Annotated in this window: 28 protein-coding genes; 14 read left to right on the forward strand and 14 right to left on the reverse strand. The window is 40.0% G+C overall.

The genetic code is table 11. The features are described 5' to 3' along the window. Positions 1 to 81: 81 nt before the first annotated feature. The 4 genes from purU (at position 82) to EXE30_RS08260 (ending at position 3,070) form a co-directional block, all read left to right on the forward strand. Complete coding sequence (gene purU, locus EXE30_RS08245) at positions 82 to 945, forward strand: formyltetrahydrofolate deformylase (RefSeq protein WP_004668566.1); 864 nt, start codon at positions 82 to 84, stop codon at positions 943 to 945. 241 nt (positions 946 to 1,186) lie between these two features. Beyond that, positions 1,187 to 1,999 carry an energy transducer TonB gene (locus tag EXE30_RS08250; protein ID WP_130161982.1) on the forward strand — a complete coding sequence of 271 codons (813 nt, stop codon included), beginning with the start codon at positions 1,187 to 1,189 and terminating at the stop codon, positions 1,997 to 1,999. A gap of 44 nt (positions 2,000 to 2,043) precedes the next feature. Further along, a complete protein-coding gene (locus EXE30_RS08255; RefSeq protein WP_130161983.1) occupies positions 2,044 to 2,664 on the forward strand; it encodes a MotA/TolQ/ExbB proton channel family protein in 621 nt (206 codons plus the stop codon). 1 nt (position 2,665) lies between these two features. After that, complete coding sequence (locus tag EXE30_RS08260) at positions 2,666 to 3,070, forward strand: ExbD/TolR family protein (RefSeq protein ID WP_130161984.1); 405 nt, start codon at positions 2,666 to 2,668, stop codon at positions 3,068 to 3,070. Between the two features lie 53 nt (positions 3,071 to 3,123). Here the strand turns inward: EXE30_RS08260 and msrA are convergent, their stop codons facing one another. From msrA to thyA, 5 genes are all read right to left on the reverse strand, one after another. Continuing rightward, positions 3,124 to 3,648: a peptide-methionine (S)-S-oxide reductase MsrA gene (gene msrA, locus EXE30_RS08265; protein ID WP_130161985.1), complete on the reverse strand. Its 525-nt coding sequence runs from the start codon at positions 3,646 to 3,648 to the stop codon at positions 3,124 to 3,126. Between the two features lie 107 nt (positions 3,649 to 3,755). Continuing rightward, positions 3,756 to 4,232 (reverse strand): META domain-containing protein, encoded by a 477-nt coding sequence (locus EXE30_RS08270; protein ID WP_130161986.1) that lies wholly within the window; start codon positions 4,230 to 4,232, stop codon positions 3,756 to 3,758. A gap of 126 nt (positions 4,233 to 4,358) precedes the next feature. Next, complete coding sequence (locus EXE30_RS08275) at positions 4,359 to 5,414, reverse strand: Lnb N-terminal periplasmic domain-containing protein (protein WP_130161987.1); 1,056 nt, start codon at positions 5,412 to 5,414, stop codon at positions 4,359 to 4,361. A 20-nt stretch (positions 5,415 to 5,434) separates the two neighbouring features. Beyond that, positions 5,435 to 5,944: a dihydrofolate reductase gene (locus EXE30_RS08280; protein ID WP_121929718.1), complete on the reverse strand. Its 510-nt coding sequence runs from the start codon at positions 5,942 to 5,944 to the stop codon at positions 5,435 to 5,437. Between the two features lie 21 nt (positions 5,945 to 5,965). After that, a complete protein-coding gene (thyA, locus tag EXE30_RS08285) occupies positions 5,966 to 6,808 on the reverse strand; it encodes a thymidylate synthase (protein WP_130161988.1) in 843 nt (280 codons plus the stop codon). 171 nt (positions 6,809 to 6,979) lie between these two features. On the opposite strand from thyA, the gene EXE30_RS08290 reads away from it, so the two are divergent. Continuing rightward, entirely contained in the window at positions 6,980 to 7,753 is a 774-nt protein-coding gene (locus EXE30_RS08290; RefSeq protein WP_130161989.1) for a YwqG family protein, read from the forward strand. 47 nt (positions 7,754 to 7,800) lie between these two features. On the opposite strand, the gene EXE30_RS08295 is transcribed toward EXE30_RS08290, so the two are convergent. The 3 genes from EXE30_RS08295 to EXE30_RS08305 form a co-directional block, all read right to left on the reverse strand. Further along, positions 7,801 to 8,376: a xanthine phosphoribosyltransferase gene (locus tag EXE30_RS08295; protein WP_130161990.1), complete on the reverse strand. Its 576-nt coding sequence runs from the start codon at positions 8,374 to 8,376 to the stop codon at positions 7,801 to 7,803. 146 nt (positions 8,377 to 8,522) lie between these two features. After that, positions 8,523 to 9,236 (reverse strand): DUF3108 domain-containing protein, encoded by a 714-nt coding sequence (locus tag EXE30_RS08300; protein ID WP_130161991.1) that lies wholly within the window; start codon positions 9,234 to 9,236, stop codon positions 8,523 to 8,525. Positions 9,237 to 9,431: 195 nt separating this feature from the next. Beyond that, positions 9,432 to 10,115 (reverse strand): hypothetical protein, encoded by a 684-nt coding sequence (locus tag EXE30_RS08305; protein WP_130161992.1) that lies wholly within the window; start codon positions 10,113 to 10,115, stop codon positions 9,432 to 9,434. Between the two features lie 231 nt (positions 10,116 to 10,346). On the opposite strand from EXE30_RS08305, the gene EXE30_RS08310 reads away from it, so the two are divergent. Together EXE30_RS08310 and EXE30_RS08315 are read left to right on the forward strand one after the other, a co-directional pair. Beyond that, positions 10,347 to 11,231 carry an energy transducer TonB gene (locus tag EXE30_RS08310; protein WP_130162002.1) on the forward strand — a complete coding sequence of 295 codons (885 nt, stop codon included), beginning with the start codon at positions 10,347 to 10,349 and terminating at the stop codon, positions 11,229 to 11,231. A 270-nt stretch (positions 11,232 to 11,501) separates the two neighbouring features. After that, positions 11,502 to 13,679, forward strand: coding sequence for a TonB-dependent siderophore receptor (locus tag EXE30_RS08315; RefSeq protein WP_130161993.1), 2,178 nt, complete (start codon positions 11,502 to 11,504; stop codon positions 13,677 to 13,679). A gap of 81 nt (positions 13,680 to 13,760) precedes the next feature. Here the strand turns inward: EXE30_RS08315 and EXE30_RS08320 are convergent, their stop codons facing one another. The 4 genes from EXE30_RS08320 to miaB are packed head-to-tail and all read right to left on the reverse strand — an operon-like array spanning position 13,761 to position 17,178. Then, entirely contained in the window at positions 13,761 to 14,048 is a 288-nt protein-coding gene (locus tag EXE30_RS08320; RefSeq protein WP_130161994.1) for an antibiotic biosynthesis monooxygenase family protein, read from the reverse strand. 11 nt (positions 14,049 to 14,059) lie between these two features. Next, on the reverse strand, positions 14,060 to 14,545 hold the full coding sequence (gene ybeY / locus EXE30_RS08325) for an rRNA maturation RNase YbeY (protein ID WP_130161995.1): 486 nt from the start codon (positions 14,543 to 14,545) through the stop codon (positions 14,060 to 14,062). A 60-nt stretch (positions 14,546 to 14,605) separates the two neighbouring features. Beyond that, positions 14,606 to 15,688, reverse strand: coding sequence for a PhoH family protein (locus tag EXE30_RS08330; protein WP_121929710.1), 1,083 nt, complete (start codon positions 15,686 to 15,688; stop codon positions 14,606 to 14,608). Between the two features lie 38 nt (positions 15,689 to 15,726). Further along, the gene (gene miaB / locus EXE30_RS08335) at positions 15,727 to 17,178 is read right to left on the reverse strand and encodes a tRNA (N6-isopentenyl adenosine(37)-C2)-methylthiotransferase MiaB (RefSeq protein WP_130161996.1); all 1,452 of its coding nucleotides are present in this window, start codon (positions 17,176 to 17,178) and stop codon (positions 15,727 to 15,729) included. A gap of 248 nt (positions 17,179 to 17,426) precedes the next feature. On the opposite strand from miaB, the gene EXE30_RS08340 reads away from it, so the two are divergent. The 4 genes from EXE30_RS08340 to EXE30_RS08355 all read left to right on the forward strand — a co-directional run bounded on the left by EXE30_RS08340 (position 17,427) and on the right by EXE30_RS08355 (position 21,657). Beyond that, complete coding sequence (locus EXE30_RS08340; protein ID WP_165382390.1) at positions 17,427 to 19,385, forward strand: lytic transglycosylase domain-containing protein; 1,959 nt, start codon at positions 17,427 to 17,429, stop codon at positions 19,383 to 19,385. Between the two features lie 46 nt (positions 19,386 to 19,431). Then, the gene (locus EXE30_RS08345; protein WP_130161998.1) at positions 19,432 to 20,100 is read left to right on the forward strand and encodes a ribonuclease T2 family protein; all 669 of its coding nucleotides are present in this window, start codon (positions 19,432 to 19,434) and stop codon (positions 20,098 to 20,100) included. A 166-nt stretch (positions 20,101 to 20,266) separates the two neighbouring features. Further along, entirely contained in the window at positions 20,267 to 21,253 is a 987-nt protein-coding gene (locus EXE30_RS08350) for a malate dehydrogenase (RefSeq protein WP_004668635.1), read from the forward strand. Between the two features lie 161 nt (positions 21,254 to 21,414). Further along, positions 21,415 to 21,657, forward strand: coding sequence for a DUF2789 family protein (locus tag EXE30_RS08355; RefSeq protein ID WP_121929706.1), 243 nt, complete (start codon positions 21,415 to 21,417; stop codon positions 21,655 to 21,657). A 26-nt stretch (positions 21,658 to 21,683) separates the two neighbouring features. Here the strand turns inward: EXE30_RS08355 and EXE30_RS08360 are convergent, their stop codons facing one another. Together EXE30_RS08360 and EXE30_RS08365 are read right to left on the reverse strand one after the other, a co-directional pair. After that, positions 21,684 to 22,211 (reverse strand): hypothetical protein, encoded by a 528-nt coding sequence (locus tag EXE30_RS08360; RefSeq protein WP_130161999.1) that lies wholly within the window; start codon positions 22,209 to 22,211, stop codon positions 21,684 to 21,686. Positions 22,212 to 22,323: 112 nt separating this feature from the next. Continuing rightward, positions 22,324 to 22,932: a 2OG-Fe(II) oxygenase gene (locus tag EXE30_RS08365; RefSeq protein WP_130162000.1), complete on the reverse strand. Its 609-nt coding sequence runs from the start codon at positions 22,930 to 22,932 to the stop codon at positions 22,324 to 22,326. Positions 22,933 to 23,050: 118 nt separating this feature from the next. On the opposite strand from EXE30_RS08365, the gene EXE30_RS08370 reads away from it, so the two are divergent. Genes EXE30_RS08370 through EXE30_RS08380 form a run of 3 tightly spaced genes read left to right on the forward strand, consistent with a single transcriptional unit; the run spans position 23,051 to position 25,858 of the window. Beyond that, positions 23,051 to 23,908, forward strand: coding sequence for a 23S rRNA (adenine(2030)-N(6))-methyltransferase RlmJ (locus EXE30_RS08370; RefSeq protein ID WP_004668641.1), 858 nt, complete (start codon positions 23,051 to 23,053; stop codon positions 23,906 to 23,908). A gap of 38 nt (positions 23,909 to 23,946) precedes the next feature. Next, a complete protein-coding gene (gene pssA, locus EXE30_RS08375) occupies positions 23,947 to 24,780 on the forward strand; it encodes a CDP-diacylglycerol--serine O-phosphatidyltransferase (RefSeq protein ID WP_121929702.1) in 834 nt (277 codons plus the stop codon). 16 nt (positions 24,781 to 24,796) lie between these two features. Further along, on the forward strand, positions 24,797 to 25,858 hold the full coding sequence (locus EXE30_RS08380) for a DUF6670 family protein (protein ID WP_121929701.1): 1,062 nt from the start codon (positions 24,797 to 24,799) through the stop codon (positions 25,856 to 25,858). The last annotated feature ends 21 nt before the right edge of the window (positions 25,859 to 25,879 follow it).

Consider the following 25,879-nt stretch of genomic DNA (forward strand, 5'->3'; position numbering starts at 1 on the left):
TTAGCTATTTAGTCAACAGCAAAAAAGCGCTAGAATGCTCGGCTTGATTTTAATTTGATTTGAATAAGTGATATTGACCACATGAACACGACTACTGCCCATACAGCACGACTACTGATTACTTGTGAAGACAAGCCGGGCATCGTGCAAGCTGTATCGAGCTTTTTGTATCATCAGGGAGCAAACATTACCGCACTTGATCAGTACGCCACAGAAGCTCAAGGCGGGCGTTATTTTATGCGTGTTGAGTTTGAGTTGGATCATTTGCAGTCTCGCAAAGAAGCATTGATGCAAACCTTTGCGGCTAACGTTGCTGAACGTTATGGAATGCAATGGAAACTCGCATTTGTAAATGAGCTGAAAAAAGTCGGGATTTTAGTCTCTAAAGTTGACCATGCTTTGTTAGAGCTATTATGGCGTCATGCGCGTGGTTCATTGGAATGTGAAATTACCCATGTGATTTCAAATCATGAAGATTTGCGTGAAGCTGTGGAGAATTTTGGTATTCCATTTACCGTGATAAAAGTGACCAAAGACAATAAAGCAGAAGCTTATGCGCAGATTAATGAGATGATGCAAGGCAATGATTTACTTGTTCTAGCACGTTATATGCAAATTTTGAGTGAAGACTTCGTCGCGAAATGGGAAATGAAGATCATCAACATTCACCATTCTTTCTTACCTGCTTTTGTTGGCGCGAACCCATATAAGCAAGCTTACGAAAAGGGTGTGAAATTGATTGGTGCAACAGCGCATTATGTCACTGCAGACTTGGACCAAGGGCCAATTATTGAGCAGGATGTTGAGCGTGTGAGCCATGATTATAACGTTGAACAATTACGTGAACTAGGCGAAGACGTGGAGCGTAATGTGTTGGCTCGTGCAGTCAAATGGCATTTAGAAGACCGTATTATTGTCGATGGTAATAAGACCGTCGTTTTCTAATAGACCTAAGTCTCTATGTCATAAAAAGAACATGCCGATCGGCATGTTTTTTTACCATACGGTATTGTTATGTTATAATATTGCGTTTTAGGTGAGTTGAGTTATTAATTTAAGTCATATTCACAAAAAAATAGTTGCAAATGAAAACACTTCTCATTTATTATTGCAGCACTTTAATTGTTCTATCCGATGTGTGTGATCGTTTTTTTACGAACACCATCTATTAGGTACTTTGATTTTTATGAGTCCATCTCCTGCAGCATTCAACACGTCAAGCCCGATGAAAAAGAAAATCATCACTGCCTTAGTTGCAGTTGTGATTGGACATGTGGGAGTTCTGTGGGCGGTTAGCCACATCAAAACGATTGAGTTGAAACCAATCGAAAAAGAGCCGCTTAAGGTTCGTTTTTTAACGATTAAAGAGGATGCGCCTCCACCATCTCCAAAAGTGGAACCGATTAAACCCAAAGTAGAACCAAAGCCTATAGAAAAGAAAATAGAGCCGATACCTGTAGAAAAGCCAAAAATTATTTCTCAAAAAGTGCAGAAAGTTGAGCCTAAGGTGATTCAGCAAGATGATACTCAAGAGAAGTTAAAGAAACAGCAAGATTTGGAAAAACAAAGGCTCGAACAACTCCAACGAGAGCAAGCTTTGAAAGAGCAACAAGCACGTGAACAAGCTCTGAGAGAACAGCAAGCACGTGAACAGGCTCTAAGAGAGCAGCAGGCTCGTGAGCAAGCAAGTCAAAATCAACCGAAATCAGTGAGTGCTGGCGATATTTCTTGGAGTAGGAAACCAGTTATTAGTCGTGAACAAGTAGCACGTTACTTTAAGGCTGAAGATGGAGAAATAACAATATCACTTGATATTTCATCTGATGGAACTGGCAAGGTTACAAATGTTAAAGTAACTAAATCAAGTGGTAATGAGAAATTTGATGCTTATGTTATTAGACAAACTTATGCTGCTAGATTTAAGTCCTATAAAGTAAATGGGGTAGTTACTCCATTTGTTGCTCCTCAACCTTTCTCTGTTAGCGTTGTTGGAAAGTAAGTACATTAACAGGTCGAATTATATTACTAGATAGGAGTTCAGATATGAACTTTTCAGTTTATTGGCAACACGCAGATGCAGTAAGTAAGACGCTGTATTTTGTCCTTCTAGCAATGTCGATTGCGACGTGGACGATTTTTATTCTACGTATTTTAGGAACACGCCAATTAAAACAACAGGCTTATGCTCAGCTTGCTCAGGCTTTGTCGACGCTTAAAGCGAAGTTACAACCATTGACCTTTGAGCAGCGCAAAGCAGTTGCTGAACAAGCTTTACTTCGTCAAATCTCTGCTGAGAAATCACAAGCAGAAAAAGGCGTATCTGTACTTGGGACAATTGCTTCACTTGCACCGTTCGTTGGTTTGTTTGGTACAGTGTGGGGAATCTTCCATGCACTTGTGGCTGTCGGTAAAAGCGGCCAAGCTGGTTTAGCACAAGTTGCAATTCCTGTCGGTGAGGCGTTGATCATGACGGGGCTAGGTCTTGCGGTTGCGATTCCTGCAGTATTGGCTTACAACATCTGTATGCGTTTCAACCGTGGTTTGGCACATGATTTACAAGATCAGGCTCATGGCTTGTTGATTGATACCATGTTGCAGCAAGAAACCACAGCAAAGACTGAAACTAAAGCGACTCAACAAAGTTTAGTTGGAGGTCAAGCTTAAAATGGGCTTTCAATTGGGTGAAGATCACGACAGTGGCATGAATGAGATGAACCTCATTCCTCTGATCGATATTATGTTGGTATTGATGATTATCTTTTTAGTCACGGCAACGGTTGCTAGCCCATCAATTCCATTGAGCTTACCAAAGACAACGGCTGAAATTATAGATCCACCACCAAAAGCACTTACTATTAGTATTAATGCGAAAGGTGAAGTGGCTTGGGATGCGCAAATTATTAGCTTAGATGAGCTAGAACAGCGTTTCCAAGAGGCAGGTCAAGCAGAGAATAAACCGACTGTGCAACTACGTGCAGACAAAGAATCAAAATACGATACAGTTGCACAAGTGATGTCTCGTGCCAGTGAAGCAGGCTTAAGTGATATTGCTTTTGTCAGTGAAAATTAGTATTTGAGTTTATAAATAAAAAAGCAACTCAGTGAGAGTTGCTTTTTTTATGTCTACTCAGTTTTGAGTAGATCCATAAATTTTGCCCGTAATTTAGAGAGCTTCGGCGGAATGCTAAAGTTACAATAGCCTTGTGAAGGATTGCGCGCATAAAAATTTTGATGCTCATCTTCCGCAGGATAAAAAATCGGGGCAGGACTCAGTTCAGTGACGATGTCTAAACCTTCATCTTCCAGACTGTGAATCATATGCTCTGCGAGTTGTTTCTGCTCATCATTAAAGTAATAAATAACAGAACGGTATTGTGTACCGATATCATTGCCTTGACGGTTTAATGTCGTTGGATCGTGCGTGGTAAAGAATACATTTAAAAGTTGAGCATAGCTGATCTGCTGTTCATCAAAATCAATGAGTACGACTTCAGCATGTTGTGTCGTGCCTTGGCAGACTTGCTCATAACTTGGGTGTTGAACAATTCCGCCAGCATAACCGCTGACCACTTTCTCAACACCTCTGAGTTGTAGAAATACAGCTTCTACACACCAAAAACATCCACCACCAAACAGTGCTTGTTGCATAAAATTCCCCAATTTTTATTTTTTAAGAATGTGTCTAAAGTAAACCAAGTGCTTAAAAAGTAAAAGCCCGTGTTTGAAACGAACTTTTACTTTTTTATGATGAAGCATCAAGGCAATGGTTGAGTCACTGTCACGAAACTGACGAGGACCTTACCCGCGCTATCTGACAATTGAAGTTTGTTTCCATTAAGCCTATAGCTTGCTGTATGGGTTAAAGCATCAACATATTGACGAGAAAGGGTCGCATTGTCGTTGCCGATGCACGCCATCTTAGTCGATGCAATTGGACCAAGTTGTAACTGTTTAGCACTACTTTCAAAGCTACCAAAAATCTTGTTACAGCCGTCAGCACCAGAGAAACGCTTGGTGTTGGCATCAAATTGGATAGCTGGTTTTTGATGAGAAGGACCATCAGTTTTGATGTCGACACCATTGATCTGTGTCGCGACCCAAGTGTGGTTATATAAGCCGATACTTTCTTTTTGAGATGCATTGGACGAGGTATGCAGCGACTCAGTGGCTGCACAACCAGACATGACAACCGCAACCGCCAAAGTACTAGAAGTTAACAATGTTTTTAACATAAAAATTTAAATCCAAGTCGTTGTGTTTATATGGTCATTATTTAAATCAATATTGATGTAGAAGCATGGTATGTAGCGTATTCTTTTGTAAATATTAATTTATTTCTAAAATAACTAGTATGAGGTTTATTCAGTTTTAGGCAGGCCAGTACGAATAACGGCCGAAAAAAACTCGCTACTTTGATTGGGTTGTTTAGCGTATTGTTCTGAACGAGGGTTGATATGAGCCAGTTGATACCACTCTTTCATACTGTAGTTTTGATTAAGTGCTTTCAGATCATGTAAATAATTTGGTAAATAGCCCGAAGCCAAAAGGCGGTAATCTTTCGGCAACCTGTGTGGGTTGATGGCCTGTGCCATGTCAAAAATGAGGGTGGTACAGTTACTGGTCAGGGTATTGTACCATTTTGCTTCAGCACGCAATTCATCTGCTTTATTTAGATATTCAATAAATAAGGCCTTGCGTTCATCGGCAGGCATTTTGATGGGGAATAGATAGACTTGTTCGTTACGAATATTACTTCGTGTATACACAATATCTTTTTCATCAGAGGCTATCAGGCTCAGCTCATATTTACGAAAGAAACCACCAATTGCTGAAAATGATTCGCCCTTTTCCTTACGGATTTCAATCGAAAAGACCAAGGGTTTTTGATCTGAGAAATCGAAACTTACTAGCGTATGGGCGATCTGTGGTCCCATCCAGTATGATGCAATGACATTAATGCCGGTAATTTTACTCAGGTCAACAGTGCGGTTTTCCCAACGAACATCATAACTGCCGTCGGCATGCCAGTTAAAATTGCGAACATGATGTAATGTAACAATATCGCCATGCTTCTCATAATTGAGTTGTTCTGCAACCTCAGGATCCCATTCACGATCTTGTCTTGCATCTAATGAGAAATACCAAAGCAGTGAACAAGCAAATGCACAACAATAAAGAATAATGTCAGTGCGCCGACTAAAAATATGACCACTGATATAAAAGCCAATTAAGCTGAGTGCAAATAAGACCCAAAGCAGTATGATCAGACGACTAAAAACACTGCCAAGGGGTTGTTGAATCCATAAAGCAAGACACAACCATGCACTTGAAAGGATCACGAATAGGGTAAAAGTACTGTGTAAGAGTCCTATCCCTAGCGCAATGAAAAACTCACGTGATCCAATGTCATGCATAACAATTCGCGATCCATTTTTTATTTTTGATAAGTTGCAAACTCAAATGCTACATTTGATTTTTCATCAGTATGTTGTTCTGAGTTTACTTTATGGAAGTCCTCAGAGATTTTTGGATAATGAGCATCGCCTTGTACATCTAAATCCACATGAGTGAGTTCCAGACGATCGGCAATCGCAAGTGTTTGGTTAAAAATCTCTCCACCCCCAATAATAAATAAGGATGCTTTTTCAGAGTGTTGTACGTCTGTAAGTGCAGCATTTAATGCATCTTCGATGCTATGCGCAACCTTAACCCCATCAAACTGCCAAGATGGGTCACGAGTAATCACCCAGTTCACGCGATTTGGCAGCGCTCGTCCCATGGATTCAAGGGTCTTACGACCCATGATCACTACGCCGCCTTGGGTGATGGCTTTAAAATGTTTAAGATCGGCAGAAATATGCCACGGTAGTGCATTGCCTTTACCTATACAGTTTTTTTGGTCCATTGCCACAACGTGTACAACTTCAGTTCCTTGCCATGCCATGTGGTGATCTCTCTAAAATAATTAAACTGCGACAGGTGCTTTAATTGCAGGATGTGATTCATAGCCTACAAGTTCAATATCCTCAAATTTAAAGTCGAAAATATCGTTGATCTCTGCATTGAGTTTTAATTGACACAAAGCTAATGGCTCACGAGAAAGCTGTAATTGCGCTTGTTCAAAATGATTGGCATATAGATGAGTATCACCACCTGTCCAGACAAAATCACCAACCTCTAAGCCACACACCTGCGCAATCATATGAGTGAGTAGGGCATAGCTGGCAATGTTAAATGGCACACCTAAGAAGACATCGGCACTTCGTTGATAGAGTTGGCATGACAGTTTGTTATCTTGTACAAAAAATTGAAACAGAGTATGACAAGGCGGGAGTGCAACTTTGCCAGCCTCGTTTGGATTCCAACCAGATACGATTAGACGACGTGAATTTGGATTGGTTTTGATTTCATTTACCAGCCATTTGATTTGATCAAAACCATTTTGCTGATAACTACCGTCATCATTTTGAGTCGCGCCAAAGTTGCGCCATTGGTGTCCATAAACAGGACCGAGTTCGCCTTCAGGACGACCAAAACGAGCAGTTTGTTCTGCGGTTGCCCATTCATCCCAAATTGAGACTTTGTGGTCTTTTAGATATTGCACATTGGTATCACCCTTCAGGAACCAAAGTAGTTCAATCACAATCGAACGAAAGTGGACTTTCTTGGTGGTTAATAAGGGGAAACCTTTGGAGAGGTCAAAGCGCATTTGATGACCAAATACTGAACGTGTCCCAGTTCCTGTGCGGTCTCCTTTGTCGCCGCCATTGTCGAGAATATGTTGTAAAAGGTCTAAGTATGTGCGCATCGTCATTCCTATCGCAGATTTTGCTCGGGCTAATCTTATCAGAATTTATGTGATAAATAATGGGGCAATTGAGCGTCACTAACTGTCGCAGTACAGACTTTGTTCTCTATTTTAATTTAGCTGCTTGTTTTATATTAAGTTCTATAAATAGCGACATGGATAATCAACAAAATGAAACTTCAACCTGAGAATTTACCGAGTACTTTGCATCCATATTTAGAAAAAATTTCAGCAACTATGCTGCCGACTGTCTCCATGCAGCTAACACCAAGTGATGATTTAACTTTATGGCAAAGTAAGATTGGTGGGCAGCCTTATTTACCGCTAGACGTCACTTATCCTGTCGATTCGGATGGCAATCCATTAGTTTTATTGGCGCAGTTCAATTTTGCTGAAATTCCAAATTTACCTAATTTCCCAGACAAGGGGATTTTGCAGTTTTATATCGCTGCCGATGATTTATATGGGATGAATTTTGATGACCAACAGCAGCAATCAGGCTTTAAAGTTTTATATTTTGATCAGATTATTGAAGATGCAACACACTTAAAACAGGATTTTTCCGAGCTTGAATTTGATGAAGATGCTTATTTGCCTTTTACTGGACAGTATTCGATTGAATTCACTTTAACATCCCAGCCAATCAGTGCTCAAGATGATGGGTTTAATATTGGAATTGATGAAGATGAAGTTTATGAGTCATACAGTGAAACCTTTGCTTCAACAGGGCATCGATTAGGTGGCTATCCATTTTTTACGCAAAGCGATCCACGTGGCTATAAGGAAAATATTCAAGACTATATTTTGCTATTTCAATTGGATACGGATGATGCCGAAAACGATATTATGTGGGGGGATTCTGGTGTCGGTAATTTCTTTATTCACCCAGAAGATTTAAAGAAAAGAGATTTTTCTAAAGTCCTCTATAACTGGGACTGTTGCTAAATAAAAAAGCGGATGAGTGATCATCCGCTTTTTCTAGATATTGAATCTTATTCGGTCACAAAAGTTACTTTGCCATCGACTAATGATTTAACTCGAGCCAAAGATTCAACGCGATAGCCTTTTTCAAGCAATAATTGACGTCCGACTTGGAATGATTTTTCAATCACGATACCAACACCAACTACTTCAGCATTGGCTTGATGAATTAAATCAATTAAGCCCAAAGCTGCTTGACCATTTGCTAAGAAGTCATCAATTACCAGTGCTTTATCACTTGAGTTAATGTGCTTGTTTGAAATCGCAATGGTACTTTCAGTCTGTTTGGTAAATGAATACACTTTAGAACGGTAAAGATCATCTTTAAGCGTTAATGACTGGTATTTACGAGCGAAAATCACTGGCACACCAAGTTCTAGACCTGCCATGATCGCAGGTGCAATCCCAGATGCTTCGATGGTAATAATTTTGGTAATACCTGCGTCTTTAAAGCGAGCTGCAAACTCTTTACCAATCAACTGCATAAGTACAGGGTCGATTTGGTGATTTAAGAAAGCATCTACTTTCAAGACTTGATCAGATAGAACGATACCTTCATTTAAGATTTTCTGTTCTAAAGCGTACACGGGAGAATCCTCTAAAACGGATGCTTTTTCAAGCAAAGGCATATTTTAGAAAGCATCGAAAAAATTGCAAGCCAAAATTATAAGGTTTATTGATATTTCACATAAGTTTGGGATGTCTGACATTTGGCTGCAGGCGATTCTCGTGATTAATTGGTTTTACCTGAATAACCAGTTAACAAGAGTCCATATGAGGATTTTCCATCATTGTGGGCCATTTTCACTGGCAGGTAATCAAGTTTTGGCGCCAACCAAAATACCGTATTACGTTCAGGCTTGTCGTGTTGCATTACGACTTTTATCGTATTAAAAGTACCGTAATTGGTCTTGATTGTTTCGGTTCCTTGTTTCACAAAGCGACGATCATCCAATGCTTTTGCATCGGCAATTTGGTATTTGGTTCTAAGTGTATTATTTTTCAAATCTTCACGGATTTGCAGTTCAGCATTGAGTTCATCTAATGCGCCTGCTTGCCATGCAAATGAGCGAGATTTATCATCTTTTTTGGTATTGATGACTTTGCTGTTGGGGTTGAAATTAATACTCATTGTATTATTGTGGATTAAAATTTTGCTGCTGCGATTAAATTTCTGAGAAATAATTTTATTGTCGACAAAACCAAACTGACTGGTTTCAGACGCTGACGCAATACCACCCGCTTTCGCTGTAAATTGATAGGTCCAGTTATTACCTTGTTGAGATAGGGTACGAGTGGCTGAGCCTAGATTTTTATTGTTGTAGCTAAATTGATAGCTCGCTTGGAAGGGTGTCATCGCCAATGCATGACTCGATAAACTTGCACATAAGATTGCAGCTGAGCTTGCGGTAGTGATACCAAGAACTTTCGATAATTTCTTTGTCATAATACGATGTCCTTTGAGTGAATACCTGATACATCACTCGCTTATCAGGAGGATTTATAATTATTATGCCTGTAGATTGTGAAGAAAAAATCAGGTTTTTTGCTCAGCACTTGTTAATTTTCGTATAAATCATAGTGATATATGTTTTACCAATGGCAAGAACGACTGCGTTACTTGCCTGATTTCGATTGAGTCTTATTTCTTCTTCAGGTTTTTTTGCTGGATTGGCGTGATTGTCGTGTCTTCAATATCATATTCATCAAAGCGATCATCATCAGATGGATATAAGATGGCAGCAAGGTTAACATTGCCCCACACAATCAGTTCAGCGGGACGTACTCTAGCGCGGTTTACGTGAACCTTACTCAAGGTTTCAATAATGCTTGGTTTTTTGCCAAACCAGCGATTTAAATCAAGATAAAGTAAATCATCTTTGACGGTCACGATTTCAAAATGCTCTAAAATTTTGCCTAGAGGATCTTCTTCTTTGAATTTTTGGTAATACCAAATGGCAACATAAAAACCCCATTTCTGGAAAATATTTTTGAACTTTGCTTCGATGACTTGGGTATTACTAATTTGCTCAAATACCATCAATTGCACATTTTGGTTCATTTCCATCTGTATGAGTTTTAAGTCTACAGAAAGGGTAGTGTGTAAACCTTTGACATCCAACGTGGTGTATAAACGTAGCCAGCCATCATACAGATCCGCATGTAGGTCTTGCATGATCTCTACATTGTCTGTGACATAACGTTCCATTGTTGCATTTACAAATACTTGTGAGAGTGGAAATTCTCTTTCTTCTTCAATGAATTCTTCGGCTTTTTGGTAAACTTTACGTAGACGTTTAACGACGGATGAGAGTAGCGTTTGCATAAAAGTTGTTCCAGAAAGTGAATGGTTTATTCGCCATCTTTTATTAACTAAAAAATAAAATTAAATTTGTAGCTTGCAGTGTAGCAAAATTAATTGCTACATTTTCATAAAATGAAGGTATGGAAACACTGCAACCATAAGTGGATCACATTTTTCTTAACTTTTGAATATTGGTTTGGTTTTTATACGGTGAGTGCCGTTGGGGATGCGACTTTTTGTCGCTTAAATACCATGTGGAATAAAATAAATTTTCGTACTGAGTTGTCTCATCATTGGTGGCAAGATCCAATTTTCGTTGGGGCTGTTGCTTTAGCGATGCTGTTACATGGTGGTGTACTGGTGACTCAGTTTGCGATGCCATCTCCATCGGATACTTCAACCAAAGAAATCGCGGTTTCGGTTCGTTTAAGTCAAGAAAAAGTCAAAGATGCAGATTTTTTAGCGCAAGTTGATCAAACCGGTTCAGGTGATTTCCACAAAGCACACCGTATGTCGAGTGATATGCCATCGCCAATGCAAGCCGATGCGACAGCAGGGGAGGCTGAGCTTGAAAGTTTAGAGACGATTCAACAGAAGCGAGAGCTAAAATTTGAAGAAAAAGTGCTTATGACAGTGCTCAGTTGGCAAAAACAAGCAGAGCAAAGTGAGCGTAAAAAAGCTTTAGAAGAATTGCAAAGTCAGTTCCAAGCAAAAGCGGCGATGGTGGCAAGCTTAGAAGCGCAATATTTACAACGACAACAAAATTTCAGCCGTAAACAACGTATTAAAACCGTTGATGGTATTCAGGCCAAACAAGATGCATCAGCGGCTTATTTGGATAAGTTCCGTCAAAAGGTAGAATTGTACGGCAATCGCTATTATCCAGATGCGGCGAAGCAACAGCGTTTAGCGGGTGAAGTTCGCTTAATGGTGATTTTAAATGCACAGGGTGGTATTCGTGCCATCCGTTTAATTGAAAGTTCTGGACACCCGATTTTGGATGAAGCTGCGCGAGCCTCGGTTCGTCGCGGAGCGCCATTTGGTGCATTTGATGCCAGTATGAAAGAGATTTCAGAATTACGTATCATTCGAACATGGCGATTTGATCCAGTAGATGCGGAATTTGAAGTGCATTGATTTAACTGAATGTACTTTGAAGTCGGTGTGGGAAAATATGAATTAAAATAAATAGGTTAGCTTTAAAATATTCTCTATTTTTAACCCAAGCTTAATAGCCATACAGCAATTCTTCATTATAATTCTTGAATTGATAATAAAAACGATTATCATTTGCCTTGTTATTTTTTAATTCTCCTTTAGAGCATCTATACATCCTTCTTTAAAGTTTCGGGGGAGAGAGGTGTATGTTCCCTAATGCTCTAAATTTTGTGAAAAGGATATTTTTGCATGCAACATGTTTCTGAGTTGAACTTATTTAAAGCCCATCCACTTGGACTGGTGATGGCCGCGATATTTTTACCATCATTGGCTTCTGCTGAGTCAAATATTGAAAGTACACAATTGCCAACGATTACAGTAAAAGCTAAAGAAAATAATGATGCGACCACTGAAGGCACGGGAAGTTATACAGCAAAAAGTTCCAATACAGCGACTAAACTGAATATGTCTTTACGAGAAACGCCACAAGCAGTGAAGATATATACTAGGGAGTATTTAGATGATCGAAATATTGAGTCGTTTCAAGAGTTAATGAGTAATGTAACAGGAGTAACAGTTTCTCGAACAGATGAACGTCAAAGTTATTTTGCTCGAGGTTTTCAGTTGGATTATCACTTAATTGATGGGATGCCAAGCACATCATCACTTGCAGAAGGTGATTTAGATTTGGGAATTTATGATCGTGTTGAGGTGGTAAAAGGAGCAAATGGACTTAACTCTGGCGCAGGCAACCCTTCAATGGGGGTAAATATGGTGCGTAAACGAGCGAATGCCACAGAGTTTACAGGCAATGTGAATGCAGCTGTTGGATCATGGAATAATTATACGAGTTCGGCGGATCTTTCGAATTCATTAAATGCAGATGGTTCATTACGTGGTCGCATTTATGTGAAACATTCAGATGAAGATTCCTTTATGGACTACTATTCAAGAGAGCGAAATATTGTTTATGGTGTAATTGATTACGATGTGACTGATAAAACAAATTTATCATTGGCTGCAACCTATCAGGAATTAAAGCGCGATGGAATCCGTTGGGGAGGATTGCCAGCTTTTTATAATGATGGAACAAGAACCAAATTTGATCGTTCTTTGACTGTAAGTTCGGATTGGACTTATTGGAACGTTGATACGAAAGCGGTTTTTGCTAACTTGAAACAGAACCTTTTTAATGATGTTGCTTTAAATATTGCTTATTCATACCAGCAAAACGATAACCAATCAGCTCTGCTCTATGTCGCAGGTAAAGTCGATAAAGAAACAAATAAAAGCTTAGGGGCTGTGTCTGTATATACTTCAGATAAGCGGTATGAAGAAAATAACTTAGATATGTATATATCAGCACCTTTCACCATTGCCAATCGTAAGCAAGAAATTATATTGGGCGGTTCATGGAATAAAAATGAATTGGTTTATAGCCGTTATGGAACGATTCAGGGAAAAGATGAAGGAACCAATGATTTGGATATTGATCAATGGGAACATTTAGATTTTTCTAATATGAATACTCAATTGTTAACGCCTATTACTAACCCCAAGAAATTGGCTGGAAATGAAACCACGCAAACAGGATATTACATTGCAGGTAAATTCCAAGTTCTTGATCCATTAAAGATTGTGGCAGGGGCAAGATTGACGAACTGGGAATATAAATCGGAAGATCATAAAGGTAATCGACAATTTAATGATCAAATCACGCCATATTTTGGTGTCATTTATGACTTCGCTCAAGATCATTCTCTTTATGCAAGTTATACCGATATTTTCACGCCTCAAAATCGTCGCGAAGAAAATGGGAACTATTTAGACCCAATCATTGGACGGAATTATGAAACAGGAATCAAAAGTGAATGGTTTGGTGGTCATTTAAATACAGCTCTATCTATATTTAGAATTGAACAAACCAATTTTGCTGAAGCAATTTCAGGTAAGTTCGTTAAGAATGCGCAAGGTATAAATACTTCTGAGCAAGCCTATCGTGGGGTTGATGGTGTTGTAAGTAAAGGGGTTGAGCTCGAAGTTGATGGGGAGATCAATGACAATTGGGCAATCAACTTTGGCATCGCGAACTTTGAAGCAAAAGATGGTAAAGATCAGAAAGTCGCTACGACAAGCGCCCGCACAACATCTAATTTATTCGTTAAATACAAACGTGATCAGTGGAATACGGGTGTCGGGGTAAATTATCGTGGTAAAACCTATACAGGGACTGGAGCAACTTTAATTGAGCAAGATGAAGTTTTCTTGCTGAGTGCGATGTTAGGTTATAAAGTTGATCAAAATATCAGTGTGCAACTGAACTTGGATAATTTATTGGATAAAGAATATTTTGATGGAATTGGTGAAAATCGTATGAATTATGGCGCACCACGAAATGCAACATTGACTTTCCGTTATCAATTCTAAAAGTTTAATAAATAAAAACGGCTGAATTCAGCCGTTTTTTATAGAGCATGTGGATAAGTTGTTTATTATCCACAGTCTATTTTAGGCTGAATAGGAGCGCTCTACTTTGCAGATCTCAACACTAAAGCTTTGATACCATTTTTCTTTACCTAGATGCTGAGCAACTTGATGTTCTGCATCTTGTTGCCAGAGCTTTATATCTTCCAAGCAATTCCAGTATGACAGCGCAATTTCAAAGCCATTTTCACTACATGCTTCAAACTTTATACAGTTAAATTTCGTTAAAGCTTTATTTCTTAGCTTTTGCGCCATTTCTGAATAAGTTGCATCAAGTTGTTTAATTGTGGCTTTAAAAATGACGATATACATGGGTGCTTTACTCAGATCTCATCGGCTTGGTATGGATTCGCAACCCCGAGCTTTTTAAGAATCGCGATTTCCAAAGCTTCCATTTCTTCAGCATCTGTTTCATTGGTTTCGTGATCGTAGCCCAATAAATGCAAAACACCATGAACCAGTAGGTGAGTGAAATGTTGATTCGGTGTTTTTTGTTGCTCAGTGGCTTCTTGTAAAACTACTGGAATACAAATGACCAAATCGCCTAGAGGCTCTGCATCCAGTAGGTTAAGCATTTCTTCTGGGATATCACTTGGAAAGGACAGTACATTGGTTGGTTTGTCTTTTTCACGATATTGCAAATTCAGCTCATGGCTTTCAGCAATATCAACACAAGCAATGCCTATTTCACAGTCAACCTCGAAACCGACATGGCGTAATGCTGTTTCGAGCTGTTTTTTGATTTGACCACGTTTTAGTGGTAGTTCAGCCGTTTGAAAGTCTTGTTGAAGACTTAAATTGATTTTCAAAATAGATCCTTAATTAATCGTCCTCACCCCCACTGTTAAAAAGTAGGGGTGAGGTTTTTCTTAAATGTGTTGTGCATCTGCTGCGGAGTCATTCTCTGCAATCAGTGCTTCTTGTTTGGCCTTACGTTCGGCACGTGCTTCAGCGGACAATCGTTGCTGTTCGCTATCCCAACCTTCGTAAGCTTCAACAATCTTCTGTACCAATTGATGACGGACCACATCACGAGAGTGGAAACGTGTGATATGGATTTCATGTACATTTTCAAGGACACGCAAAGCTTGTGCTAAACCAGATTGCTGACCACGCGGCAAATCGACTTGCGTGACATCACCCGTAATTACAGCACGAGAACCAAAGCCTAAACGAGTGAGGAACATCTTCATTTGTTCAGGCGTGGTGTTTTGCGCTTCATCTAAAATCACAAAAGAGTGATTTAAGGTACGACCACGCATATAAGCAAGGGGGGCAACCTCAATCACTTGACGCTCGATCAGTTTGGCAACTTTCTCGAAGCCAAGCATTTCATATAAGGCGTCATAAAGTGGACGTAAATATGGATCAATTTTTTGGGTTAAATCACCAGGTAAAAAACCAAGTTTCTCCCCGGCTTCAACGGCAGGGCGAACCAACAAGATGCGTTGGATTTCATTACGTTCTAGCATATCGACAGCAGCAGCAACTGCTAGGTAGGTTTTACCTGTACCAGCTGGACCGATACCAAATGAAATATCACTTTGTAGAATACGTTGCACATAGCGTTTTTGGTTTGTGCCGCGAGGATTAATTCGGCCTTTACGAGTCTGAAAATAGACATCTAAGGGGGTTTCCTCTTGATCTACTCCTTCACCGACCAATTCGAAGTCTCGGTCGGTTTGGGAGGATTGGATCATAAGATGGAGTAAGTCAGCACTGACTTGTTGTGATGTTTCAGACTCCGCATAGAGCCGCTGCAATAATGCTTCGGCTCGTTCGACCGTTTCAATCTCACCGTCGAGGTAGAAGGCATCGCCTCGGTGAGTAATTTTGACATCTAAACGTTGTTCGATTTGTTTTAAATGCCCGTTATACGCACCGAGCATGCTTTTTAAGCGTTCCATTGAAATCTCAGGGAACGTTACTGTACGTCGAATCGCTGCAGTCAAGAGAAACCCTCTTATTGACTTATGAGAATACCTCTACATTACGCCACGTCAGGTTCAAGATTCAAGAGTTCGCCATAAACTAAATTTAAAGTTTTAATTTCAGTAATCTCAATTTCTGCGAAACGTCCAACCCAAGTAGCATCACCGATAAAGGCAACCAAACGAGTGTTGTCAGCCGTACCCATCAATACATTCGGGTCCTTATCAGATACTTTTTCAATCAGCACACGTTCGATTTTACCGAGCATGGCATCAGTTTTATCTATGCTCGATTTTTTAATCACTTGCTGTACTTGTGCTAAACGATCTTTTTTCACTTGATCAGGTGTGTCATCAGCGAGGTCAGAAGCAGGTGTGCCTGGACGTTTTGAATACACAAAACTATAAGAATGGTCAAAATCTAAGTCTTTAATAAACTGTAATGTTTCAGCAAAGTGCGCATCAGTTTCACCCGGGAAACCAATAATAAAGTCACTGGATAAGTGCATATCTGGACGGACTTTACGGAGTTTGGCGATTTTATCAATATACACATCAATGGTGTGATTACGTTTCATTGCTTGGAGTACATCGTTTGAACCGCTTTGTACGGGTAAATGCAAATGCGACACCATTTGTGGTAAGTCACGGTAGCATTGAATCAGTTCATCAGAAAATTCAAGTGGATGAGAGGTGGTATAGCGCAAACGTCCAATTCCAGGGATTTCTGCAACTAAGCGTAGTAACTCTGGGAAAGTACAGATCCCGCCCTCAAAGGTTTCACCGCGATAACCATTGACGTTTTGACCAAGTAAGCTGATCTCACGTACACCTTTTTCTGCGAGTCCTGCAATTTCCGCCAAGACATCATCCAATGGGCGAGAAACTTCTTCACCACGAGTATAGGGAACGACACAGAATGAACAGTATTTAGAACAACCTTCCATGATCGATACGAAAGCTTTAAAGCCTTCCACGCGTGGTTCTGGTAGAAAGTCGAACTTTTCAATATCAGGGAAAGAAATATCAACAAGTTTAATTTTTTCTTTCTTCGGTTTTTCGATTTGAGCTTGATGCTGATCTAGCATTTGCGGTAAACGGTGTAGGGTCTGTGGACCAAAAACCATATCGACGTAAGGCGCACGTTTCTGAATGTTGTCGCCTTCTTGTGAGGCAACACAACCGCCTACGCCAATCACCAAATCTGGATTTTGTTCTTTAAGTTTGCGCCAGCGGCCCAATCCGCTAAAAACCTTTTCTTGGGCTTTTTCACGAATAGAACAAGTGTTCATCAGTAAAATGTCGGCTTCTTTGGGATCGGTGGTCAGCACATAACCATGCGAATCACCGAGTAAATCTGCCATACGATGACTGTCATACTCATTCATCTGACACCCTTGCGTTTCGATATAGAGTTTTTTAATCGAAACATCAGTGGTGTGCAATGGCTGGGTAACAGTGTTTTCTGAGGCAGCTTTTAAAGCACTTGGAATGAATGTTTGAACCGTCATGCAGGCTCCCGAACAAGGTGAATTTGAACAAACCGCGGATTATAGCAGTATTTTTGCGTGAAAGCAGAGAATAAAAAACTGACAAAAAAAGACAGTTTATGATGAAAAATGTATAAGTGTTAATGAATATGAATCAGTAAGTTACATAACACAACAATAGTGGAAAGCCAGACTTATTACACTATCACAGTTGGGTGAATTGGGCATGTTGATTGATGGCGATGAAAAAGCAAGGTGATTTAATAGCGATGGAACGTAATAAAGTGAATAACAAGAACAACTTCCGCCGTTTTATCGCAATGGGTGGCTTGCTAGCATGTTCATCAGTCTATGCTTTAGATGCACAATTTAATGATGCTTTACGTGCTGCCAATGCCAGCAATATTGCTTTGCTCGATCAGTTTCAAGAGCAAATGCAAAATGATGTATTAGGTTATTACCCTGAATATTGGAAATTAAATACCAATCTTGGTTTTCAGCCCGCATCTGCCATTATTAGTTTTGCCCAACGCTATCCGCAATCTGCGATGGCAGAAAAATTGGCGGCAGATTATGTCGAGGAAAAAGTAAAACTTGCGAGTTTTGCGGAAGCTAAACCTGTATTAAGTTATGTGACCAATCCAGATCAAGCGGAAAGCTGTGCAATCGCGCAAGTCAGAGCAAAAACTGGAGATAGTTTGGTTTATGCTGAATATAAAGATATTTGGTTGACCACAAACTCACAGCCTGAATCATGTAATGGTTTAGGTCGAATGATGCTTTCTAGTCCATTAATGACTCCACAAGATCGTCAACAGCGATTGTGGGGGCAGTTACGTGCAGGGCAATCAGGGCAGGCAATCGCAACTGCACAAGCACTAGGATTGAACTTATCCTTAGCCCAATTGAATCAGATCCAAGCCAATCCTTTAGAGTATTTGTGGAGCGCGACCAAAAGCAATGATGCGGATTATGCTTATCTCATTTATGCGATAGGTCGGATTGCAGATAATGATTTAACCAATGCATTGGCCAATCTGCCACGTGCAGTTCAGGACACACCACAAGCTGTGCAACAGTATTTATATCGTACGGTTGGTTATGTGGGTGGCACCACGGTCATGAAAAATGGTTTTAATCGTGGCGTATTGAATGCTTTCGATCAAAGTTATGGTTATCCGTTTAGTCCTGAAGAAGCGGAAATTTATGCGCGTCAGTCGATTCGGTTCGGTTCATGGGAAAGTCTGATTCGTGCAATCGATGCGATGTCGGTAACACAGAAACAAGAAGATCGTTGGCAATATTGGCTGGCTCGAGCGTCTGAGCAACGTTCAGATGCTGCATCTAAACAAGCAGCCCAGCAGATTTATCGTAGACTGGCTCAAGCTGGTGATGACTATCATAATTTGCTCGCCAAAGATCGTTTAGGCGAACGTTATAATCATAAACCATACGATGAGCAGCCAAGTTCGCAAGATATTCAACGACTCAATCAGAATATTCATTTCAAACGAGCATTCACATTAAGAGATGTAAATGCACCCGCGACGTATACCAATAGAGAATGGAATTGGGCTGTTCGACAGGCTTATTTGCAAAAAGATGATGGCCTGTTATTGGCAGCGGCGAAACGAGCACATGATATGGGGTGGTATGATCGAGCGATCTATGCCGCTGATCGAACTACGTCCAAGCATAATGACACTTATCGTTATACCACTCCACATCGTAGCAATGTGACCAGTCATAGTTACAATGCGGGCGTTGATCCAGCTTGGGCTTATGGTCTTATGCGTCAAGAAAGTCGTTTTGTCACTTCCGCACGCTCTCATGTGGGTGCGGGTGGTTTAATGCAAATCATGCCAAATACCGCCAAGTTAATTGCGCGTCAAATGGGTGAAACTTATAACCCCGCAGCATTAAGTGAAATGAATACCAATATTCGTTATGGCACCTATTATCTTTCCATGATTCAGGGGCAGCTGAGTGGTAATGCCGTACTTGCAACAGCAGGTTATAACGCAGGACCGAATCGCGCGCGACGCTGGCAGCCTGATGGCCAAACCATTGCCGCTGATCAGTACACAGAAAGTATTCCATTACTAGAAACACGTGACTACGTTAAACATGTCATGACCAATGCAACACATTATGGGGTGGTGTTAGGACAAGGGCCGCAATCCTTAGAAAAAAGGATGGGTGCGATTCCTGTACGAAATACCCCTTAAAACACAAGCGGATGTTTAATTTGAAATCATGAAGTTTTGGCATTTGATGAAATCAATAGATGTACTTGAAAGGCGGTTGATAAGATTTGGGCAGGCATTGATCTGTTACCTCATCTTTTCATTTGGTGCGCCATTATACGCAGCAGATAGTCCGAATATTGCGGGTTATATCTTGCATGTACAAATGACGCCTGCTGTTTGCGCTTTAGATTCATCAAAACAAAAGCAACGAAAATGTCTAGAAGGATATTCGCTTACAATTTCAAGTCTACTTCCGGAAGTGCCGGTAAACCGTAACTGTGAAACCAAGTCCTCTGCTAAGCTTTCACCTTTACAAGCAACGGTTGTCGCTCGTGTCATGCCCAATGAAAATGAGCGCGTACAACTTTGGCAAAGTGTGGGGGGCTGTGTACCGATGAATGCCAGTCAATATTTCAGAACGATTATTAACTTTGCTGAGCGTTTAAAAGTTCCAGCTGATTTGACCAGTCAAAATACGATTACCGTGCAAAAAGAAAGTCTTCGACAGCAATTTACCAAGTTAAACCCGACATTACCTGCAAATGGCATTCGTTTTAGTTGCCAGTCTTCGCGATCAGATTCAATTTTGACCGAGATTCGAGTGTGTTATCAAAAAAATGGGCAGTATAAGCAATGTGCAAGTCATGTTGTGACGGGTTGCCCAAACGAATTCATAATTAAAGGCAGTTATTAACTTTTTTACTCGCTTGATTTGTATTTTCTATCAGACTTTTGTTGAAATCATTCTCTTTTACATGCATAAGATGCTGCTTTAGAGTACAATCTTTGCCGTTTATGATAATTCGATTGAGTCACAACTGAACTCAATCGTGCTAACGCACCTCATTGGAGAATATCACATGAAGCAACCCGTTCGTGTTGCCGTTACAGGCGCTGCAGGTCAAATTGGTTATAGCTTATTATTCCGTATCGCAAGCGGTGAAATGCTAGGTAAAGATCAACCTGTAATTTTACAATTGCTTGAAGTTCCTTTTGAGAAAGCTCAACAAGCGCTTAAAGGCGTGATGATGGAACTTGATGACTGTGCTTTCCCATTATTGGCAGGCATGATCGGGACTGATGATCCTAAAGTTGCATTCAAAGATGCAGACTATGCTTTGTTAGTTGGTTCTCGTCCACGTGGTCCAGGTATGGAACGTGCTGACTTGTTAAAAGTCAACGGTGAAATCTTCATTGGTCAAGGTCAAGCACTAAACGAAGTTGCTAGCCGTGATGTTAAAGTATTGGTTGTGGGTAACCCTGCAAACACCAATGCTTATATCGCAATGAAATCTGCTCCAGATCTTCCAGCGAAAAACTTTACAGCAATGCTACGTCTTGACCACAACCGTGCGTTGACTCAAATTGCTCAAAAAGCTGGTGTTGCAGTTTCTGATATTGAAAAATTAACAGTTTGGGGTAACCACTCTCCAACAATGTATGCTGACTACCGTTTTGCAACTGCAAATGGCGAAAGCTTAAAAGACAAAATCAACGATGCAGAATGGAATAAAGATACATTCCTTCCAACAGTTGGTAAACGTGGTGCTGCGATCATCGAAGCACGTGGTTTGTCTTCAGCTGCTTCAGCTGCTAATGCTGCAATCGATCATATGCGTGACTGGGCGTTGGGTACAAACGGCAAATGGGTAACTATGGGTATCCCATCTGACGGTTCTTATGGTATTCCAGAAGGTGTAATGTACGGTGTGCCAGTAACTTGTGAAAATGGCGAATACACACGTGTTGAAGGTCTTGAAATTGATGAATTCAGCCGCGAGCGTATGAACATCACACTTCAAGAACTTGAAGATGAACGTGCAGCAATTGCTGACATGTTAAAATAATTTATCTATTTTAGATAAGTTTGAGAACGCCTTCATTTGAGGGCGTTTTTTTATGCATTCAAAATGATAAAAACAAAAAGCAACAAGAAAATAAAAGTCTTTTCTGCCACGCCCTCTCGTTTGTTGTTAAATTGGATGGAGAAGATTAAAGGAGAAGAAAAATGTTTGAGCAACAACCGACATTAGAATTATTGTTTGAACAGTTAGGACTTGGTGCTGATGATGCCGCAATTGAAAGTTTTGTTCAGACACATCAACTGAGTGCTGGGCAAAAATTGCATGAAGCTGAGTTTTGGAGTGCAGGACAAAGGGACTTCTTAAAAAGTCATATCGATAAAGATGATGAATGGGCGATTGTCATTGATGAACTGAATCAGCAATTACACCTTGATAGTACGCATTAGAAAAACAAAAGATAAAGCTCACATGATTAGTGAGCTTTATTTCGTATGAGAGCTTTAAACCAGTCTTCCTGTCGCACTAACTTAAACGCCGAATGCTCTTGTAACAATGCTAAATCATGGTCAATGCATGACACATACTTTTTCAACCAGTGTTGAGTTAAAGCATTTTCTTTTTTAGCGGTTGAGGCATAAGCCAAAAAGAAATAAATATCCACATGGTGGTTATGTGCTAAAGGTTTTAAAATTTGCTGGGTAATTAAAGCAAAGCGCTGCTCTTTGGTCAGTTCAAAATACATCATATATGCTTTGGCTAAATATAAAGATAAATTCAAATATAAGCTCAGGGGCATTTCATCGTTTGCAATACGTGCCTGTTCAAGCAGGACGATAGCTTCTTGTAAAAAATGGAGTTGTTCCTGACGAATATGGCTCAGCATGACCAATTGCAAGCGCAAGTCGGCACGCTCTAAAGCCAGCTCTGGGGTGTCACTCGATAAATAGAGTTGATCTGTTTCACCAATTCGAGCAATTACATCTTTGGTTTCATTCGTCATTCATTGATCCAAAATATTCAGTTATGCCTAGATATATAGGGCTATTTGTCACAATTTAAAGGTTGATGTTCTATAAACTTCGCAACCTTACTTTGTCTGCGTGTTTATGCGGTTATCCATTCCAAATTGAATTACTACTCCGTAGCCACGCTGTAATGGATAAGCGCTGTTGCTTTGACAGCAATACTTCATGTAATAAATCACTTTGGAAGATGACAAGGCGGTTTGATACAGGTGGGATGATGTGCCATTGATCATTTTTATCTTGGAGTCGTAACTGACCACCCCAATCTTCTTGCCAGCTTTCGTGTAAATAAAAAACCGTTGAAATCATACGATCATTCTTTTGTTGGGGATTGTCGCGATGCAGAGCGTAAAACTCACCAGCGTTATAACAAGCAAAATGAGCTTCGACTTCTTTAATCCCTAAATAAAATGCTTGATTGAATGCCTGCGCTAAGTTTTCTAAGGTGTTGATATGCTGTTGAGCAATCGGGAGTTGATCATCAATCCACAAAATGTGATCACTTCGAATATGGCTGACTACACCATTTTGTATGCCAGCTGCGCGAAACGCTTCCAAATTTGAACTACATTCTTGAACCAGATCTCGCACATATTCATGCGGGTATACATTGTCCACCAAAGCAAATCCAGACGTATTTAAATCATCTAAAATTTGATCAATATTCCAAGATGTAGGAAGCGAGGTGAATTGCATACAGTTCCAGTTAACATTCATTTGATTACAGTACAATTTTAGATGATCACATCAACGTTAAAGAATAGCCTTTATTTTCATGATAAACTATCCTTTGAATTGAGGAATATTTGTCAACATGAATTACCGTCACCATTTCCATGCAGGTAACTTTGCCGATGTTATGAAGCATGTACTTTTGCTTCAGCTGCTTACTCGTTTAAATGCTAAAGATAAACCATATCGGTATATCGACACCCATGGTGGGGCGGGTAAATATAATTTATCACTTGCACCATCACAAAAATCAGGTGAGTTCCTCACGGGAATTCATCGTTTAGTGCAATTAAGTGAGATGGAAAAACGCCAAGCACCTGAGTCCATTCAGGAGTTTTTAAAATTGGTTGGCAAGATACGCGAGCAGGAAGGTAAGGGAAGTTACCCTGGTTCTCCTTGGTTTGCTTTACAGGCAATGCGGGACATTGATAAAGCGACTGTATTTGAAATGCAGCGCGATGTATTTGCCGAGTTACGTCACAATATTCATGATAAACGCATGGGCTTACATGAGCGTGATGCTTATGAAGGCTTATTTGGGGTTATTCCCCCAAAAGAAAAGCGTGGATTGGTGATGATTGATCCGCCATACGAATTAGAACGTAAAGACTTTCCGCAATTGGTTGAACTTTTACAAGTCGCGCACAGCAAGTGGCCAACAGGTGTATTTGCAGTTTGGTATCCAATTAAAGATCGTGCCATGATTGACCGTTTTGAAAAGAAAATGTTTAAAACAGGGATTCGTCGTCAATTGGTTTGCGAAATTTGTGTATGGCCTGATGACACGCCAGTGGGATTAAATGGTTGTGGTTTACTGGTGATTAATCCGCCATGGAAATTCTCAGAAGACGCTGATCAGGCTTTACAATGGTTATTTCCACATTTGCGTATGAGTGAAAATGGTGGTCATGCCGCAGTACGTTGGTTGGTGGGTGAGTAACCCGCCAACGTCAAAATATTGTCGAGGAATTGAAAATAATGACAAATTCTCCTAAACCTGATTCTGATTCAAATAAAGATGGGCGTTCTTTCGATCGCATCACATTTGAAGTGGAAGAAGAAGAGCATACGCACGAAGGGCAAAAAGTAAAACGCCGTGGTATTTATCTATGGCCAAACTTAATTACAACAGCGGCGCTTCTATCTGGTTTTTACTCAATCATTGCGAGTATGAATGGAAACTTTAATCAAGCGATCTATGCGATTTTTCTCGCTGCATTGCTTGATGGGTTGGATGGTCGAGTGGCACGTGCGATTGGTGCGCAGAGTGCCTTCGGTGAACAATATGACTCATTGTCTGATTTACTGGCTTTTGGGGTTGCGCCTGCAATTTTGATGTATAGCTGGAGCTTACATGATTTGGGGCGTATTGGTTTAGCGTGTTGCTTTATCTATACCGCATGCGCGGCCTTCCGTTTGGCACGTTTCAATGTGCAAATCGGCGTGGTGGATAAACGGTACTTTATTGGTATTGCTAGCCCACTTGCTGCGGTCACTGTGATTTCTTTGGTTTGGGTCGGTCGAGATTATCCGTTTATCTTTGATTTAAAAGATATTGTGATTCAGGTTGTTAACTCTGTCGTTATGGTGGGGATTGGGTTGTTGATGATTTCAAATATCAAGTATTACTCATTTAAACAAATGGATCGCAAGCGTGTACCTTTTGTCGTGATGTTACCTGTGGTCTTGATTTTTGCCGCAATCACGTACAACATTCCAGTAGGTATCTTGATTGTGTGTATCCTGTATGTACTCTCAGGGTTTGTAACGACTTTATTTGCGAAAAAGAATGACTCAAAAATAACAACTTAAAATCAGGAGGTTCAGTATGCCAATGTTGATGAGTAACAATCAATTAAAGCAGCTGAACCTCAATAAGTCAGATGCTTTAACTTTTTATCCACCGAAAGGTATTTTTAAAATCGTTTATCAGGCTTTGATTCTGCCGAATTTACCAGAGCCGTTTCATTACCTGAATTTCATTAGTTTAATTGGACAGCCCCGTATTCCGATTTGCTATAACGCAAGTGCGATTACGACTACGGCCATTGATACTGCAACTGTATTGGTGAGTAGTAGTGTTGCAACAGTTGGACATCTCAAAAGTTATAGTGCTAAAGAACAATGCCAATTTGAAATTGATCGTTATCAATTTCTTGATATTGATGATATTCAAGTTCAATCGACAAATTATTATTTTAAGCGAGTCGATGACGAGTTAAGTTGCCAATTAAGAGTAAATACCCATTCTGAAATAGAAAATCATTCAGCATTGCAATGGGGCGTTGCAGACTATTGGTATGCGAAATGTCAATGTGAAGGTGAAATCACCTATAAAAAACAAAAATATGAAATACAAACTCAGGGTGTTCTAAAACATGCCAGAGCAGTTTATTTGCCATTTATTGCCTTTCATTTTTTCACGTATCAAATTGTTCAGATTCGTTCAGATCTGCAAATCATACTTTCTGAATTAAGAAATCAATGGAATAACATCATTTTTTCAAGGATTGAAATTCAATACGATCAACAACAAATTATACTTTACGATGATCAAGTGATTTTTGATGTAACGCGAGTTTATCCTAAAGTTCAAACGCCAAATGGTCGGGAGATGTATTTGGCACGAGAGTTTATTTGGCAATGTCAGGAAAATGATCAAGTTACTTTTCACCTTAAAGCACAAAGTCGAGGTGATTATAAGTTTGGATTGGCAGCAGGCTATGTCGGAAGTTTTAATTATCAATTACGTTGGAAAGAAGAGACCTATGAAGGTTCGGGTTATTGCGAATATATTGATTGTCGGCCTTTACATTGGCAAGAAAAGAGTAAAACAGAGCAAATATTAGATCAAATTCCACATTTTCAGCCTTATTTGTGCAAGAAATAGACACTCGTCACAATAAATCAA

This window comes from Acinetobacter halotolerans (genome assembly GCF_004208515.1).
Lineage (GTDB): Bacteria > Pseudomonadota > Gammaproteobacteria > Pseudomonadales > Moraxellaceae > Acinetobacter > Acinetobacter halotolerans.

Excerpts from the sequence above, each read along its gene's own strand:
- purU (WP_004668566.1), top strand. The coding sequence starts at position 82 with ATGAACACGACTACTGCCCATACAGCACGACTACTGATTACTTGTGAA.
- EXE30_RS08250 (WP_130161982.1), top strand. The coding sequence starts at position 1,187 with ATGAGTCCATCTCCTGCAGCATTCAACACGTCAAGCCCGATGAAAAAG.
- EXE30_RS08255 (WP_130161983.1), top strand. The coding sequence starts at position 2,044 with ATGAACTTTTCAGTTTATTGGCAACACGCAGATGCAGTAAGTAAGACG.
- EXE30_RS08260 (WP_130161984.1), top strand. The coding sequence starts at position 2,666 with ATGGGCTTTCAATTGGGTGAAGATCACGACAGTGGCATGAATGAGATG.
- msrA (WP_130161985.1), bottom strand. The coding sequence starts at position 3,648 with ATGCAACAAGCACTGTTTGGTGGTGGATGTTTTTGGTGTGTAGAAGCT.
- EXE30_RS08270 (WP_130161986.1), bottom strand. The coding sequence starts at position 4,232 with ATGTTAAAAACATTGTTAACTTCTAGTACTTTGGCGGTTGCGGTTGTC.
- EXE30_RS08275 (WP_130161987.1), bottom strand. The coding sequence starts at position 5,414 with ATGCATGACATTGGATCACGTGAGTTTTTCATTGCGCTAGGGATAGGA.
- EXE30_RS08280 (WP_121929718.1), bottom strand. The coding sequence starts at position 5,944 with ATGGCATGGCAAGGAACTGAAGTTGTACACGTTGTGGCAATGGACCAA.
- thyA (WP_130161988.1), bottom strand. The coding sequence starts at position 6,808 with ATGCGCACATACTTAGACCTTTTACAACATATTCTCGACAATGGCGGC.
- EXE30_RS08290 (WP_130161989.1), top strand. The coding sequence starts at position 6,980 with ATGAAACTTCAACCTGAGAATTTACCGAGTACTTTGCATCCATATTTA.
- EXE30_RS08300 (WP_130161991.1), bottom strand. The coding sequence starts at position 9,236 with ATGACAAAGAAATTATCGAAAGTTCTTGGTATCACTACCGCAAGCTCA.
- EXE30_RS08305 (WP_130161992.1), bottom strand. The coding sequence starts at position 10,115 with ATGCAAACGCTACTCTCATCCGTCGTTAAACGTCTACGTAAAGTTTAC.
- EXE30_RS08310 (WP_130162002.1), top strand. The coding sequence starts at position 10,347 with ATGTGGAATAAAATAAATTTTCGTACTGAGTTGTCTCATCATTGGTGG.
- EXE30_RS08315 (WP_130161993.1), top strand. The coding sequence starts at position 11,502 with ATGCAACATGTTTCTGAGTTGAACTTATTTAAAGCCCATCCACTTGGA.
- EXE30_RS08320 (WP_130161994.1), bottom strand. The coding sequence starts at position 14,048 with ATGTATATCGTCATTTTTAAAGCCACAATTAAACAACTTGATGCAACT.
- miaB (WP_130161996.1), bottom strand. The coding sequence starts at position 17,178 with ATGACGGTTCAAACATTCATTCCAAGTGCTTTAAAAGCTGCCTCAGAA.
- EXE30_RS08340 (WP_165382390.1), top strand. The coding sequence starts at position 17,427 with ATGGAACGTAATAAAGTGAATAACAAGAACAACTTCCGCCGTTTTATC.
- EXE30_RS08345 (WP_130161998.1), top strand. The coding sequence starts at position 19,432 with ATGAAATCAATAGATGTACTTGAAAGGCGGTTGATAAGATTTGGGCAG.
- EXE30_RS08350 (WP_004668635.1), top strand. The coding sequence starts at position 20,267 with ATGAAGCAACCCGTTCGTGTTGCCGTTACAGGCGCTGCAGGTCAAATT.
- EXE30_RS08355 (WP_121929706.1), top strand. The coding sequence starts at position 21,415 with ATGTTTGAGCAACAACCGACATTAGAATTATTGTTTGAACAGTTAGGA.
- EXE30_RS08360 (WP_130161999.1), bottom strand. The coding sequence starts at position 22,211 with ATGACGAATGAAACCAAAGATGTAATTGCTCGAATTGGTGAAACAGAT.
- EXE30_RS08365 (WP_130162000.1), bottom strand. The coding sequence starts at position 22,932 with ATGCAATTCACCTCGCTTCCTACATCTTGGAATATTGATCAAATTTTA.
- EXE30_RS08370 (WP_004668641.1), top strand. The coding sequence starts at position 23,051 with ATGAATTACCGTCACCATTTCCATGCAGGTAACTTTGCCGATGTTATG.
- pssA (WP_121929702.1), top strand. The coding sequence starts at position 23,947 with ATGACAAATTCTCCTAAACCTGATTCTGATTCAAATAAAGATGGGCGT.
- EXE30_RS08380 (WP_121929701.1), top strand. The coding sequence starts at position 24,797 with ATGCCAATGTTGATGAGTAACAATCAATTAAAGCAGCTGAACCTCAAT.